We start from the raw sequence: 14028 nt of genomic DNA, 5'->3' as shown, positions 1-14028 counted from the left end.
GCCGGAATGACAAAGATTTGAGCCGCAACTCACCAGATTCAGCCGAGCGGCGACCAGCTTCCGTCATTGTTGCGGCAGGCAACGCCTCGCACCACGGTGTCCTTGCCGTCGGCGGTCAGCGTATGGGTATATTGGCGGCAGTTCTGCGAACCGACCTGATAGGGTGCTGCCGCGACCACCTTGCCGGTGACGTCCTCGCCGGTCCACAGCACCGGCTGGCCGACGGCTGCGCCTTCCAGCGCCCGATATTCTGCCTCGAGCGCCCGCTGCTTGTCGCTATCGCTCAAGCTCACGCCGCTGCGGCCGGCAAGGCCGCCTTGCAGCGCGGTGAGGAAGGCGGCCGAGGCCGAGGGCTTGCTCGAAAAAATGCCGCGTGAAGCGGCACCCTTCGTCGTCGTGCAGCCGGTGAGCGCGACGGCGACGAGAAGAGCGGAAGCGATCATGCCTTGCGAGCGTAAAATCATTGCGTCGAACCACGATCAGGGGTCAATTTCAGCCGATCGAAGTGCAGCGTCCCCGTGTCAGCATTAAGGCAAAGCATGCTATGCATTTGCCAGTATCTTTGTGACATCAAGCAGTTGCTCATGCAACATCCTTTGTGATGCCGGGCAGGATAAGCTTCGCCTTGAGCCCGCCCCATTCGCCGCGGGAAAGCTCGAGCCGTCCTTGATACTCACTGGAGATCTCGGTGACGATCGAAAGGCCGAGCCCGGTTCCGGGCTTGCTTTCGTCGAGCCTGCGGCCGCGCTTCAGCGCCTCGCGGATCTGATCGGGCTCGAGGCCCGGCCCGTCATCCTCGACGGCGAGCTCCACCCAGTGGCGGCGCGCACTCGCCTCCGCTCCCTTGACGTCGTCGCCGGCCTCGACGGCCGAAAGCCGTACCTTGCTTTTGGCAAAACGCGCCGCATTCTCCAAGAGATTGCCGACGGTCTCCTCGAGATCCTGTTGCTCCATAGCGACGGCCAGATGCGGCGGCGAGACGACGAGATCGAATTCGGTATCGACGTTCAGCCGGCGCATGACGCGCACCAGCCGCTCGAGCGCCGGCTCGGCATCGGTGCGGGCGAGCACGGATTCGCGTTGCGCAGCGATGCGGGCGCGGTTGAGATAGGACTGCACCTGTCCCTGCATCGATTCCGCCTGGCTGCGCACCAGTTCGCCATGGGATTTTTCGAGCACGCGCGCCTCGTTGAGAAGCACGGCAATCGGGGTCTTCAGCGAATGGGCGAGATTGCCGACCTGCATGCGGGCCCGCTCGACGATGCGGCGGTTGCTGTCGATCAGCGCGTTGACCTCGTTGGCGAGCGGCAAAATCTCACGCGGGAAGTCGCCTTTGAGCTGCTCGCTCTCGCCGGCGCGGATGCGCTCCAAGGCGGCACGTGCCTTGTCGAGTGGCTTCAGGCCATAGAGAATCGCCAGGGCATTGACGATCAGGCTGCCGACGCCGAAGCCGGCCAGCGCCAGATAGAGGCTATGGGAAAAGGTGCGCACGTCGTCTTCGACGACATCGACATTGCCGGTGACGCGGACGCGCGCCGCGCGCCCGTCAGTATCGAGCACCACTTCGGTTTCCGCCACCTGCACGCGGTTCCCGGAGGCATCCGTCACCTGATAGTAGCGTTCGTAATTCTTGTCGAAAGGCGCCTCGACGACGGAGGGAACCGGAATGAGCGCCGAGCCGAGCGAGGGCGACACCAGCGGTGCCGTCGTATAGGTGCCGAGCGGCTCCACCACCCAATACCAACCGGTCTTCGGCTGGGCAAAACGCAGGTCGCCGAGCTGCGGGCTGCCGCTGAGCGCTCCCTGATCGCCGATCGTCACAGAGTTGATGACGTTATAGAGCTGCGCCCGCAGCAGATCCTGGAAACCGCGTTCGGCGCTCTTGCGGTAGAGGGTGGAGATCAACAGGCCGATCACCACCAGCGCCACCGTCGACCAGACTGTGGTCAACAACAAAACACGTGCGGTGAGCGACTTAATTCGCATGTTTCGGCGCTTGGATGCGGTATCCGAGACCGCGCACCGTTTCGATCAGATCGACGCCCATCTTCTTGCGCAGACGGCCGACAAAGACCTCGATCGTGTTGGAATCGCGGTCAAAATCCTGGTCGTACATGTGCTCGACCAGTTCTGTGCGGGAGACGACCTCGCCCATATGATGCATGAGATAGGCGAGAAGGCGGTATTCGTGCGAGGTCAGCTTCAGCGTCGTGCCATTGACCGTCGCCTTGGAGGATTTGGTATCGAGCCGCACCGGCCCGCAGATGATCTCGGATGAGGAATGCCCCGCCGCGCGCCGGATCAGCGCCCGAATTCGCGCCAGCACTTCCTCGACATGGAAGGGTTTGGTGACGTAGTCGTCGGCCCCTGCGTCGATACCGGCGACCTTGTCGCTCCAGCGGTCGCGCGCCGTCAGGATCAGCACCGGCATGCCGCGGCCGGCGCCGCGCCATTTTTCAAGGACGGTGACCCCGTCCAGCTCCGGCAAGCCGATATCGAGAATTATGGCGTCATAAGGTTCGGTATCGCCGAGGAAATGGCCTTCCTCGCCGTCGAACGCCTGGTCGACGACATAGCCCGCCTCCTTCAGCGTGTCGGCCAGCTGCCGGTTCAGATTAACATCGTCTTCGACTACCAGAATGCGCATCGGTCCGCCTTCGCCCGCTTCAAATCGATCATGTCCTGAATAGACCGATTCCGCCTACATCGGAACCTTTACCGTCACTTTGCGTGGACGCTGGCCGTTTCCCGACACCAGAACGGTGATGATGCAGGTGTCGCCCACCGGTTGCACGGACAGGAGCTGGCCGCCCGTTTGCTCAACCACCTGGGCTGCGGCGGCGCTGCAGTCACCTGCCACGCTGTGAACGAGAGTGCCCACGACGTCCGATGAGGGCGCCGATACCACCAGTCCGGCGGCCAACGCTGCGACGCTCAGAGGAAAGGCCATGTGCTATGCTTTCAAGGTAATGCCAATGTGGCCCGAATATGTACTCACGCGACCTGAATGGCAAATGAATGCGCTGTAACGCAGGGCATTTAGAACCATTCTCGACTGCTGACGGCAACCGGTGTCAGCTGCTGAAAACCGCTGCCGCGGCAGGCTTCGGCGGCCTCCTCCGCATCGGAAAAAGTCGTTCGGTATCAGGTGTGGCGGGAATTGCGATCGCAACTTTTACCGGCCGATTGAAACTGGTATGTCCTTGGTGTTTCCGCATTCAGGCCATTTCAGCACCAATGCCAAATTCCTTCCGCTTCCGCTCGGCGCAGACGGTCACCGTGCTTGCCATCACCCAGTTGATCGGCTGGGGCACGACGTTCGACATGCTCGGGGTCATGGGCCGCGTCGTGGCACCCGCTCTTGGCTTGGCGAACGAGGTCGCGTTTGCCGGCCTGACGATCATGATGATGGTCAGCGCCATCATTGGTCCCGCGACCGGCCGCTGGCTCTCCCGCTACGGCGCCGCCCGAGTGTTATCGGCCGCCTCACTGACCTTTGCGCTTGGCTTGCTTCTGCTTTCCGCCGCAAACGGCATCGTGTTTTATGCCGCCGCCTGGGTGATCATCGGCATCGGCGGCGCCTGTGGCCTTTCGGCACCGGCCTATACGGCCGTCGTCGAGCGCGAAGGGGCGAACGGCAAACGCGTCATCGCTATTCTCATGCTGTTCACCGGGCTTTCGAGCGCCATCTTCTGGCCGATCCTCAGCCTGCTCAACGAGACGCTCGGCTGGCGCCTCACCTTTCTCGTCTGCGCGGGGCTGCAATTCTTCGTCTGTCTGCCGCTGCATCTTTTCGCCCTGCCGAAACCGATCGTAATGCATATCGAAGGCGGCGCGGCAGACATTGCCCCGGTGCCGCTGTCGAAGGTGGCACGGCGCAAAGCCTTCCTGCTGATTGCCGCGGCGACGACGATCTCGACCTTCATCACCTTCGGCATCTCGCCATCGCTGCTCGAAATCTTCCGTCAGTCCGGCGCCTCGCCGGCCTTCGCGCTGCAGCTCGGCTCGGCACGCGGCGTGCTCGGCATCTCGGCGCGTTTCCTCGACATGCTGCTCGGCCGGCGCGGCAACCCCATGCTCAGCGCGGCGATGGGCATCGGCCTGATGATGATCAGTTTCCTGATCATGCTGGTCGCCGGCTCGTCAACACCGCTGCTCGTCACCTTCATTCTGCTCTACGGCTTTGGCGCCGGCGTCATGACCGTCGCCCGCGCGCTTCTGCCGCTGGCGCTGTTTTCACCTGCCGAATACGGTCTGCAGTCGGCCCGGCTGTCGCTGCCGCAAAACCTCGCCAACGCCATCGCCCCCGTCATCTTCACCGCCATCCTCGACCGCGCTGGCACCGGCCCGGCACTCGTCGCCTGCGCCGTTCTCGCCGCCTTGTCGTTGAGTTTCGTGCTGATGTTGATGGCGGTGGTGCGCAGCGCCCACGCATCGCACCCGAGCCCGGTCGTCTCGTGAGAGCCCGGGCCCGGCAAGTCAGCCATTCTTAATCTGTCTTGATTATCATCATCATCAGGACGAGAGCGGCTTTCCGACCGCGTATCGCGACTGCTGCAGCCAGCTGACCATTAGCACGCAGCCCGCTTTGGCGAATCTTTTGAATCGCTTGCCGCCGCTTTTTCGAAAGTTGAGTCCGGCGGCTCAACAGTTGAGTGAACTTCGGGGCGCGACCCCCCTCCGGAAAATCAGTCTTCCATCTGAAATTTCGACGGAATGTGGCATGGCAACAGCACGCTTGCGAGATTCAAAGCGGCCGCGTCACCGCCGTGGAGCTGTCGTAATCGGCGGCGATGCGCTTTTCCCGGAGCGGCCGCACGCGCTCGATCGAGAGCTGGTAATCCGGATGGGCCTTATAGGCGGCAAGGGCCGCCTCGTCGTCGAATTCGCCGTAGACTACGAGATCGATCTCGGTGCCCAATTGATCGGTTTTCACATTGGTGCCGATCTCCAGCAACCGCGCATGCGGAATGCCGGTCAGAACCGAAAGCCCGGCCCTCACCTCCTGCAGATGTTCCTCCTGCACGGTGAAGAAGACGATATGGCGGATCACGCGGAAGCTCCTGTCAAGTTTCAGAGGGTCAGCCGGGCGATAACACGCAAGCCCCAGGCCTTCAACCGCGCGAACATGCCATGCGGGGCATCCGGACGTATCGCCGCAGCGAAGATGATGGCGTAAGCCGCGAGCTTTTCCGCCCGGTCGGTGCCGTTGACGATGCGGCGTGCGTTCACCCAATCCTCCGTCGTCAAGTTCAGGTGATCGGCGAGCTTGTGGCCGGTAAAGCTGCCCTGCAGCATGCCTTCGATCAGGATCGTTACCGCCGCCGCCATCTCCATCGCCCGGTCGGGATCGGCAACGAGGTCGATGCCCGTCAGCGTGCTCATCGCCTCATAGTTCCGCTTGTGGGTGAGTTGCACCAGACCGCGTCCATGCCAGCTGCGACCATCCTCGTCCGGCCGCCAGTACGGGGTTTTCACCCAGGAAAGCTTGCCTGCAGCAAAGGCCGTCTCCAGGATCTCGACCGCGCGTTTATCGCTGTGCGCCAGCGTCTCGCGCACTGGCTGCATCGTATAGGCGGTCTCATGGTAAGCGGTTGCGAGGATATAGGCGAGCCACCGCCGATCGGCATGGGGAAACCGCTCTTCCCAAGCGTCGATAATCGCTGTGATGCCCACTACCTGAGGATGCGTCATCTCTCCCTTGAAGAGTTGGTCCCGCACCGCATCGAAAAAGAAACCCCGGTCCATGTGGACAACCATTCCGCGCTTCCCAAAAATATCGTGGTTAAAACCGTCTTAATCGATTAAAATCTATTTAATCGTTTAAAGTGTTTAAGCCACTGATTTACACGCCTTTTGTCTTGTGCGATGCATCTCTTTGCCCTGAAGCCTTACCACAGAACGAGGAGACTTCCGATGCAGACGCCCGCCACAACGCAAACCACCATTCCCCAGCACGTCGTCGACCAGATGGAAAATGAATGGCGCCAGATTCGCCCTGAACGGGAAAATCCGCGCCCGGCCCAGCAGCCTCAACAACAACGCTGATATAAGATCGAGCGCCGCCCAGCGCCCGATCGAGGCCCCGGCCAATCAATCGTGGCCGGGTGAATTCTTTACGGCTGCAATGGAACATCCCAGCCGCTTTGACCGCCCTCATCGCATCACGACTTCGAGCCGTTTCGCCAGCGTCTGCAGCGATCGGGTGAAGACCGTTGTGTCGTCCAGCGCCCGCGACAGCACCAGTGCGCCTTGAATGCCGGCGACGCTCTCCTCGGCCAGCGCCTGCGCCTCCTCCTCTGCACAGCCCGCCCGCATCAACGCCGAACGCAAGGCGTCGATCCAGCGAATGAAATAGCCGCCGATTGCTGGCGAAAATCGTTCCCGGGTCTCATCAAGCGCGAAGGCGCCGACGAGGCAGATGCGCCGGCCGGAGCGAAAATAATCGTTCACATGCGTCCACATCGCCGCGATAGCCTGACGAGCGTCGTCCTTTCTTAACGGCTGATAGATCGCCTGTTCGAACCAGGCATCGACATCGGCGAGCACGGCACCCGCCATCTCCTCCTTGCCACCGGGAAAGAAGTGATAAAGACTGCCCTTGCCGATGCCGATGCGTTCGGTTATGCGGCTGAGCGACGTGGCCTCATAGCCGAGTTCGCGGAAGATTTCCGCCAGCAACGGCACGATGTCGGCGCGTTCGTAGACGGTCTTCACCGGCGGAGTTCCTTGGCCTGGCTTGCGTCAGAGGCCGAGTTCGCTCAGACCGGGATGATCGTCGGGCCGCCGGCCGAGCGGCCAGTGGTACTGTCGTTCCGATTCCCGAATCGGCAGGTCGTTGATGCAGGCGAAGCGGCGCTGCATCAGACCGGCGGCATCGAATTCCCAGTTCTCGTTGCCATAGGAGCGGAACCAGTTGCCGCTGTCGTCGTGCCATTCGTAAGCGAAGCGCACGGCGATGCGATCATCGGTGAAGGCCCAGATCTCCTTGATCAGCCGGTAGTCCAATTCCTTGGCCCATTTGCGGGTGAGAAAGGCGACGATCTCGGCTCGACCGTTGACGAATTCGGCGCGGTTCCGCCAGCAACTGTCCGGCGTATAGACGAGCGAGACGCGCTCCGGATCGCGGCTGTTCCAGCCGTCCTCGGCAAGGCGGACTTTTCGGGTGGCGGTCTCAAGGGTGAAGGCTGGGGCCAGGCTGGACATGGGCGCTCCTGTAGTGAATGGTTATCATTGTACCGATCGGTACAATTGTTGCAAGGCGCCAAGGTAACGTTTTGCCGCAGAGGTCGAGATGCAGCCAAGCGTCCCCCTCACCCGCGGGAACGGCGCAGCAGATCGGCGCTCTCCTTGCTCCATCGCAGCGGCAGAGCATCCGGGCGAAACACGATCTCTTCCGGCGTGAAACGCCACAGCCGTTCCGCCCTTTGAAAGCTGGTGATTTCGGGCGAATCCACCAGCACTTCTGCCGTTCCGGTCATCTGCAGCATGTCGCCGGTTTCAAAATCGATGAAGACCAGACCGGCCTTCGGGTTGACGAGGAAATTGCCGAGGGTGTTGAAGAACCGATTGCCGGCAAAATCGGGAATGGTCAGCACGCCGCCAGCACTGAGACGGACGAAGCCGGCATCGCCGCCGCGATGGGAGACGTCCACCTGCCGCTCGCCATTGTCGCGATCAACATAGGAGGCGACGAAGAAGGTGTCGGCACCCTCGATCATCTGCCGCATGCGATGGTCGAGTTGACCGGAATGCGGCGGCGCCACCGCTGTCGGCCTATCGGGATCGCGGACAAAGACGGAAGAGCGCGGCTGGATATACTGCGGGCAGTTGCCGAAGCTCTGGCCGACACGCACGCGGAAAGCTTCGGCATCCGTTCTGCGGATCACGCCGTTCAGCCGGTTGCGCCGGCGGGTCTCGAGTTGGATGCCGAGCATTGCGATCGCATTGCCGTCCTCCATGCCGGCATCGGCGGGATCGGCCGGGTCGCGCCGCAGGTCGACATCCAGGACCTCCGGATCCGGTGAGGACATGAAGCCCGGTCGCTCAGCCCGCACCGTCGCCCAGACATCGCCTTTGGCATCGACGGCGCCGAGGACGACAAAAGGCAGCATTGGAAAGAAGGCGCGGTGCTGCTCCGGCATTGCCTTGCGGACGAAATTGCGTCCGGGTCCGTCCATGCGTTCGACGACCCCGACGCTACGCTGCATGGCGAGTTCACCTTGATGCCAGGGTGATGTGGCGTCCTGTCTTGTCTGCTCCAGCATTACGGCCTCCTTGCGGGCACCATTTGGGAAACCGGGACGGTGATCCGTCCCGGCGACGTCTCATGCGGCAAGGCCGATCTTCGTCTTGCGAAAGCCGACGAAACCCGGCAACGCCTCGATGCGCGCGAGCCAGGCGCGGACGTTTGGATAAGCCGAGAGATCGACATTGCCCTCCGGCGCATTGGCGATGTAGCTGTAGAGCGCGACGTCGGCGATCACCGGATTGTTGCCGAGTAGGAAATTGCGGTCGGCGAGTTCCGCGTCGATCAGCGCGAGAATGCGGTGCGCCCGGGTGATCACCTCCTCAGTACGGAAATCGGCGCCGAAGACGGTCACCAAGCGAGCAGCGCACACCCCGTAGGCGATTTCGCCTGATGCAACCGACAACCATTTCTGTGTTCGCGCCGCGGCCAATGCCTCTTCCGGCAGCCAGTCGTTACGGCCATATTTGCGCGCGAGATAGACGAGGATGGCAGAGGAATCGGCAATGACCGTGCCATTATCGTCGAGTACCGGCACTTGGCCAAAGGGATTGAGCTTCAGAAACTCCGGCGCTTTGTGGTCGCCTGCCGCCAGGTCGAGCTCGACCAGTTCATAGGGCACGCCCAGCAGAGACAGGAACAGGTGAACCCGGTGCGAATGACCGGATAGCGGATGGTAGTAGAGTTTCATGATGTTTTCCTCTGATCTTTGTGATCGACGGGCCGCGATTGATGATGGCCGCTTCGAACCATCTGCGGCATAATTTATTGCCTTCCATTTGCGTGCAGTAGAGTGCTATTCTGGAAGGTATATTCCCAATTTATGGAAGGATAGGATGGACCGCCTCGACGCCATGACCGTGCTTCTTGCCGTGGTCGAACAGGGCAGCCTGTCGGCCGCCTCCCGGCATCTGCGGTCCCCGCTGGCAACTGTCAGCCGCAAGGTTTCCGAACTGGAAGCACATCTGAACGCCCAGTTGCTGCAGAGAACCAACAGGAAGGTCGCGCTGACGGAGGCAGGCCGCTCCTATGTGGAGGCGGCGCGGGAAATTCTCGATCGGGTGGAAGAGGCGGAACGGGCGGCGGCCGGTGAATACAGCGTACCGAAGGGCGAGTTGACGATGACTGCGCCGATCGTCTTCGGGCGGCTGCATGTCCTGCCTGTGGTGGTGGATTTCCTGAAGGCCTACCCCGATATCAATCTGCGGCTGATGCTTGGCGACCGGCTGTCCAACCTCGTCGAGGATCATATCGATGTGGCGCTCCGTATCGGCAACCTGCCGGACAGCAACATGATCGCCACCAGGCTCGGCGCAATCCGCCGGACGGTCTATGCCAGCCCGGATTATCTGACGCGGCACGTCGCACCTCAGCAGCCAGGCGATCTCACCGCCCATGACTGCGTCACCTTCGAGGCCATGGCCTCGACGCTGAGTTGGACATTCACCGAGGGAAAACGTGACCTCATCGTGCCGATCCGCTCACGGCTTGGCGTCAACACCGCCGAGGCTGCGGTCGATGCGGCGGTCGCCGGCCTCGGCATCACCCGGGTACTTTCCTACCAGGCCGCAGGCGCTGAGATGGCCGGTCAACTCACGCCGCTGCTTGTCGATTTCGAACCGCCGCCGGCACCGGTGCATCTCGTCTATCCCCAGCAGGGATTGGTGCCGCTGAAATTGCGGGCGCTCATCAATTTCGCCACGCCGCGCCTGCGCGCGACGCTGAACAGATCTCAGGCGAGTTTGCCCTCTTCCGCCTTGTAGAAATACTGGCTGGCGACCAGCCAGCCCTTCAGCGGCCGCAGCGGCGGTATGCAGGTGGCGAGCATGAAGGGGCCGGTGACCAGAAGCTGCACCCAGATCGGCGCCGTGAAAGCGACCTCCAGCCAGACGCCGAGCAGCACGCTCGGTATGCAGGCAAAGCAGATGACGAAAAAAGCCGGACCATCAGCCGGATCGGCGAAGGAATAATCGAGGCCGCAGGCCTCGCATTCCGGCTGCAAGGTCAGGAAGCCCTTGAACATATGGCCCTGGCCGCAGCGCGGGCAGCGTCCCCTGATGCCGGTCTGCAGCGGAGGAAGCGGGGGGTATTCGGTCTCCATGATGATATCGCCTTTTTCTGCGCGGAACATCGAGTCAATCAATGCTCAGCAATGTATGCATTCAATATAACTGCATCATCTCGACATTACCAGTCAATTCGTCAGAATGCCGCACAGTCCCGCCGGCTGGCGGCAGCTGACGGCTAATGCGCGTCGCATTGGACTAGATTCATGCGATGCGCATTAGCTCTTGTTTTTATGCATGTCCTTATCCCGGAACCGCTGCACACTTCCGGGCGACATGCATTAGGCTTCATCTTGGGTGAATCATGGCGCGGCCGATTACCCCGACCGCTTCCGGCTTTCGGATGCGTCGACGGCGTCAGCCACGAGGCTTGAACGTCAGAAGAACGAAGCCGCCATTTCCGGCGGGCCCTCAAGCGCATGGGCCATGAACTCCAGCGCGCCCTGCAGCTTCTCCCGGGTGATCGGCCCGCCAAGGCAGACACGCACGGCCTCGGGTGCCGTCCCCTCGACTGTGAAGACATCGCTTGCCGCGACGCCGATGCCGGAGGAGCGGGTGTGGCTGCCGAAGGTGGAGCGGGTCCAGCCGTTGGAGAGCGGCAGCCAGATATTGAAACTGATCGGATCGGCGCGGTAGCTGTCGGCCGGCAGGATGGCAGCGACCATCTGCTGGCGGGCGGCGGCCTCGGCGCGGATGAAACGCAGGATCGTATCGGCGGTGCCGTCCTCGATCCAACGGGTGGCGAGCGCCACGGTCAGCGGCGAGGCCATGACATTGTTGGCGCGCATGGCGCTGACGAAGGGCCAAACGGCCTTGCTATCCGGCGCCACGACATAGGCAAGGCGCAGACCCGCGCCGATGCATTTCGCCAGTCCGCCGATATGCCAGGTGAGATCGGGGGCTATTGCCGCGAGGGGCGCCGGGCCTTGCAGCGGAATGAAGCCGTAGGCATCGTCTTCGACGATCGGCACGTGGTATTTGCGGGCAACAGCTGAGATTTCCTCACGGCGCTTGGCCGGGATCGTCAGCGTCGTCGGGTTCTGCAGCGTCGGATTGAGATAGAGTGCCTTCGGCTTCAATCTCTCGCAGGCCTCGGCAAAAGCGTCCGGCAGGATACCGTCCTCGTCCATCGGCAGACCGGTCAGATTGAGCCGCAGCTGGGCAGCGATCGATCGCATGCCAGGATAGGTAATGATTTCCGAAAGCACGGTTTCACCCGGCTTTGCCAGCAGGCCGAAGATCGCCAGCAGGGCCGGATGGGCGCCAGGGGTGACGAATATCCGCTCCTGCGAGGGCACCAGCCCGCGACGGCTGAGCCAGGCGGCGGCGGCATCCTTGTCCATGCCGGAGCCGCCAAAACCCTGATAGCGCAGAAGCGGAATGAGGTTGGCGGCCACCGCCGACATGCCCTCGCGCATGCGGGCGAGCAGTTCCGGATCGTTCGGTTCCGGCGGCATGTTCATCGAGAAATCGACGACGGATGCGCGGCGCGGATCGGGGGCGGCGCCGGGCGCGAAACCTTGGCGCTCCTTATCGGCGCCACCGGTGACGAAGGTGCCGCGGCCGACATGCGAATCGACAAGCCCGCGCTTCTGCGCCTCGACATAACCTCTCGCCACCGTCGTGAAATCGACATTCAGCCGCTTGGCGAGTTCGCGTTGCGGCGGCAGCCGGTCGCCGGCCACCAGATGGCCGCTGCGCAGATCCATTTCGATCACATCGGCGATCGCCATATAACGAGGGCTGCTGCTGCGGCTGAGATCGGGATGCCAGTCTTTCATGTCGTAAATCCGTGTCAGCCTGATTCCTGATAGGATTGACCGTATATTGTTGCACGGTGACGCTGTCATCAAAAATATCGCGTCCACAAGTTTGGTTGTGCCGAACCTTGGCACGGAACGGCCATTTACAACGTATTTGATCGCGCATTGAATGCATCCCCTGGGTTTCCCCGATTTGGAAATTCCATCCGCTGCAGCCTTGCCGCCACCCGTCCGTCTTCTTACTTATTCAGGGTGAAATGCGCCGGCTTTCATCCTTTCGCGCCGGTGCCTCATCGGGATGAAAGCATGAATATCGATCCGATTTTGCGGTCAGTCGTGGCCGTTCGTTCTTCCATTCCGGAAGATGCCTTCACAGCGGAGACGCTGGGCATTGTCCGGGAGGGCAGCGGCGTGGTCATTCGCGACAATGGGCTGGTGCTGACCATCGGCTATCTCATCACCGAGGCCGAAGAGGTCTGGCTGACCACCCATGACGGGCGCGTCGTTCCCGCGCATGCACTCGCCTATGATCAGGAAAGCGGCTTCGGCCTGGTGCAGGCGCTTGGGCCCCTTGATGCGCCGGCCGTGGATCTCGGCGACGCGGCAAGCGCCAAGGCCGGCGATCCCGTCGTGCTTGCCGATGGCATCGGAGAATTCGTCGAGGCAAACATCGTCGCCCGGCAGGAATTCGCCGGCTACTGGGAATATCTGCTGGACGAAGCGATTTTCACGGCGCCGGCCCATCCCTCATGGGGCGGTGCGGCGCTGATCGGTTCGGACGGCAAGCTTCTCGGCATCGGTTCGCTTCGCCTGCAGATGAGCCAGGGCGACGAGGTCGCCGATATCAATATGGTCGTGCCGATCGACCTTTTGCCGCCGATCCTCGACGATCTGCTGAACCGCGGCCGGGTCAACAAGCCGCCGCGGCCCTGGCTCGGCGCATTCTCCGCCGAGAGCAATGGCGGCGTGGTGGTGATGAGCGTTGCCGAAGACGGTCCGGCCGCAAAGGCCGGCCTGCGACAGGGCGACATCATCTCGGAGATCCGCGACGAAGAGGTCGATGGTCTGGCCGACTTCTATCGCAAGGTTTGGAGCAGCGGCCCGGCCGGCGCTGAGATTCCGATCCGGATACTCAGGAACGGCCGGGAAGCCTGGCTGCGCATCAAATCCGCCGACCGCAACAGCTTTCTCAAGAAGCCGCAGCTGCAGTAAGGTCGCTCCAGGCGTCGTGAAGACCGCCGGCGCTTATCCAAATTGGCCACATCCCGCCTGTCTGGAGGCCGACTCAAGGACGCCATTTCCGATAAGCCGGTCGTCATCTTCCGCCGCCCGCGGCGCCCGGCTACGGAGGCTATCGTTGGCTGCTTTCTTATGCCTATCGGCTGCTGCCTCGCGGACTTTCTCGAAGCAGTCCTCGCCGGCGTCTTCTGCGGCTGGCTGCGGGTCGCTCTTTTTCACGAAACGGATCATTGGTCATTTCCAGCTTTGGTCATTTCCAGCTTTGACGGTGGCAGCGCTCCGCACACATATCGGAGCGCTCTGGAAAAACGATGTTAGACGGCAAGCGCAGTGGCGCAGCCTTGGACACTTCGGCTGTCGGCTGAGGTCTGCGCCGGCATGGTCGCCCAACCGCCGGCCTCAACGAACTGACGCTGCTTGTAGCCTTCGGTAATCGCCCTGAACTCGATACGTTTAGCACTCGCATCCGGCGCCGCATTGAACCGCTCGACGCAAATGGCCGACGCCAGCTCCCCGCGTGCGATGTCGCTGGCGGCGGCGGCCGCTTTGCTCGACGTGCCGCCTGTGACCCAACCTCCCCAGCTGAAGCCGATAATCATCGTGGCGATCGCTGTGACGACGCAGGCCCAGACGAGTAACGTTTTGGATGGCTGGTAACTGTCGAAACGCTGGGTGATCGATGTCTTACTGCTGCTCTGCATGGACATTGGAA

General features: G+C 62.0%; 17 protein-coding genes. 4 read left to right on the top strand and 13 right to left on the bottom strand.

Features of this window, described 5'->3' with window-relative positions; genetic code table 11:
* Positions 1-38: 38 nt before the first annotated feature.
* The 4 genes from HJB89_RS08775 to HJB89_RS08760 all read right to left on the bottom strand — a co-directional run bounded on the left by HJB89_RS08775 (position 39) and on the right by HJB89_RS08760 (position 2950).
* Complete coding sequence (locus HJB89_RS08775; RefSeq protein WP_207583548.1) at positions 39-464, bottom strand: hypothetical protein; 426 nt, start codon at positions 462-464, stop codon at positions 39-41.
* A 118-nt stretch (positions 465-582) separates the two neighbouring features.
* Positions 583-1986 carry a HAMP domain-containing sensor histidine kinase gene (locus HJB89_RS08770; RefSeq protein WP_116405261.1) on the bottom strand — a complete coding sequence of 468 codons (1404 nt, stop codon included), beginning with the start codon at positions 1984-1986 and terminating at the stop codon, positions 583-585.
* Positions 1976-2647, bottom strand: a complete 672-nt coding sequence (locus HJB89_RS08765) for a response regulator transcription factor (protein ID WP_207583547.1) — start codon at positions 2645-2647, stop codon at positions 1976-1978. Before HJB89_RS08765 ends, HJB89_RS08770 begins: the two co-directional genes overlap by 11 nt.
* A gap of 54 nt (positions 2648-2701) precedes the next feature.
* Entirely contained in the window at positions 2702-2950 is a 249-nt protein-coding gene (locus tag HJB89_RS08760; RefSeq protein WP_207583546.1) for a hypothetical protein, read from the bottom strand.
* 287 nt (positions 2951-3237) lie between these two features.
* Between HJB89_RS08760 and HJB89_RS08755 the strand changes: the two genes are divergently transcribed.
* Complete coding sequence (locus HJB89_RS08755) at positions 3238-4461, top strand: MFS transporter (protein WP_207583545.1); 1224 nt, start codon at positions 3238-3240, stop codon at positions 4459-4461.
* A 286-nt stretch (positions 4462-4747) separates the two neighbouring features.
* Here HJB89_RS08755 and HJB89_RS08750 read toward each other — a convergent pair whose 3' ends face one another.
* Together HJB89_RS08750 and HJB89_RS08745 are read right to left on the bottom strand one after the other, a co-directional pair.
* Positions 4748-5053 carry a Dabb family protein gene (locus HJB89_RS08750; protein ID WP_207583544.1) on the bottom strand — a complete coding sequence of 102 codons (306 nt, stop codon included), beginning with the start codon at positions 5051-5053 and terminating at the stop codon, positions 4748-4750.
* Between the two features lie 20 nt (positions 5054-5073).
* Positions 5074-5760 carry a hypothetical protein gene (locus tag HJB89_RS08745; RefSeq protein ID WP_207583543.1) on the bottom strand — a complete coding sequence of 229 codons (687 nt, stop codon included), beginning with the start codon at positions 5758-5760 and terminating at the stop codon, positions 5074-5076.
* Positions 5761-5916: 156 nt separating this feature from the next.
* On the opposite strand from HJB89_RS08745, the gene HJB89_RS33165 reads away from it, so the two are divergent.
* The gene (locus HJB89_RS33165; protein WP_259671014.1) at positions 5917-6048 is read left to right on the top strand and encodes a hypothetical protein; all 132 of its coding nucleotides are present in this window, start codon (positions 5917-5919) and stop codon (positions 6046-6048) included.
* A gap of 108 nt (positions 6049-6156) precedes the next feature.
* Here HJB89_RS33165 and HJB89_RS08740 read toward each other — a convergent pair whose 3' ends face one another.
* The 4 genes from HJB89_RS08740 to HJB89_RS08725 form a co-directional block, all read right to left on the bottom strand.
* The gene (locus HJB89_RS08740) at positions 6157-6717 is read right to left on the bottom strand and encodes a TetR/AcrR family transcriptional regulator (RefSeq protein WP_207583542.1); all 561 of its coding nucleotides are present in this window, start codon (positions 6715-6717) and stop codon (positions 6157-6159) included.
* A 27-nt stretch (positions 6718-6744) separates the two neighbouring features.
* A complete protein-coding gene (locus tag HJB89_RS08735; RefSeq protein WP_207583541.1) occupies positions 6745-7206 on the bottom strand; it encodes a nuclear transport factor 2 family protein in 462 nt (153 codons plus the stop codon).
* 107 nt (positions 7207-7313) lie between these two features.
* Entirely contained in the window at positions 7314-8267 is a 954-nt protein-coding gene (locus HJB89_RS08730) for a pyridoxamine 5'-phosphate oxidase family protein (protein WP_207583540.1), read from the bottom strand.
* 60 nt (positions 8268-8327) lie between these two features.
* Positions 8328-8939, bottom strand: coding sequence for a glutathione S-transferase family protein (locus tag HJB89_RS08725; RefSeq protein WP_221115328.1), 612 nt, complete (start codon positions 8937-8939; stop codon positions 8328-8330).
* 145 nt (positions 8940-9084) lie between these two features.
* Here HJB89_RS08725 and HJB89_RS08720 point away from each other — a divergent pair, with 145 nt between their 5' ends.
* The gene (locus HJB89_RS08720; protein ID WP_207583538.1) at positions 9085-10011 is read left to right on the top strand and encodes a LysR family transcriptional regulator; all 927 of its coding nucleotides are present in this window, start codon (positions 9085-9087) and stop codon (positions 10009-10011) included.
* Here HJB89_RS08720 and HJB89_RS08715 read toward each other — a convergent pair.
* Together HJB89_RS08715 and HJB89_RS08710 are read right to left on the bottom strand one after the other, a co-directional pair.
* Entirely contained in the window at positions 9981-10349 is a 369-nt protein-coding gene (locus HJB89_RS08715) for a DUF983 domain-containing protein (RefSeq protein WP_003587713.1), read from the bottom strand. The genes HJB89_RS08720 and HJB89_RS08715 overlap by 31 nt on opposite strands.
* Before the next feature lie 342 nt (positions 10350-10691).
* Entirely contained in the window at positions 10692-12095 is a 1404-nt protein-coding gene (locus tag HJB89_RS08710) for a PLP-dependent aminotransferase family protein (RefSeq protein ID WP_207583537.1), read from the bottom strand.
* Positions 12096-12383: 288 nt separating this feature from the next.
* Here HJB89_RS08710 and HJB89_RS08705 point away from each other — a divergent pair, with 288 nt between their 5' ends.
* A complete protein-coding gene (locus tag HJB89_RS08705) occupies positions 12384-13289 on the top strand; it encodes a S1C family serine protease (RefSeq protein ID WP_207583536.1) in 906 nt (301 codons plus the stop codon).
* Between the two features lie 341 nt (positions 13290-13630).
* Here HJB89_RS08705 and HJB89_RS08700 read toward each other — a convergent pair whose 3' ends face one another.
* Positions 13631-14023, bottom strand: coding sequence for a hypothetical protein (locus HJB89_RS08700; protein WP_221149601.1), 393 nt, complete (start codon positions 14021-14023; stop codon positions 13631-13633).
* Positions 14024-14028: the final 5 nt, after the last annotated feature.

Source organism: Rhizobium sp. NZLR8 (assembly GCF_019685025.1).
Classification (GTDB): Bacteria; Pseudomonadota; Alphaproteobacteria; order Rhizobiales; family Rhizobiaceae; genus Rhizobium.
The sequence above is the reverse complement of the archived record's forward strand: the minus strand, read 5'-3'. Positions and strand labels throughout refer to the sequence as shown.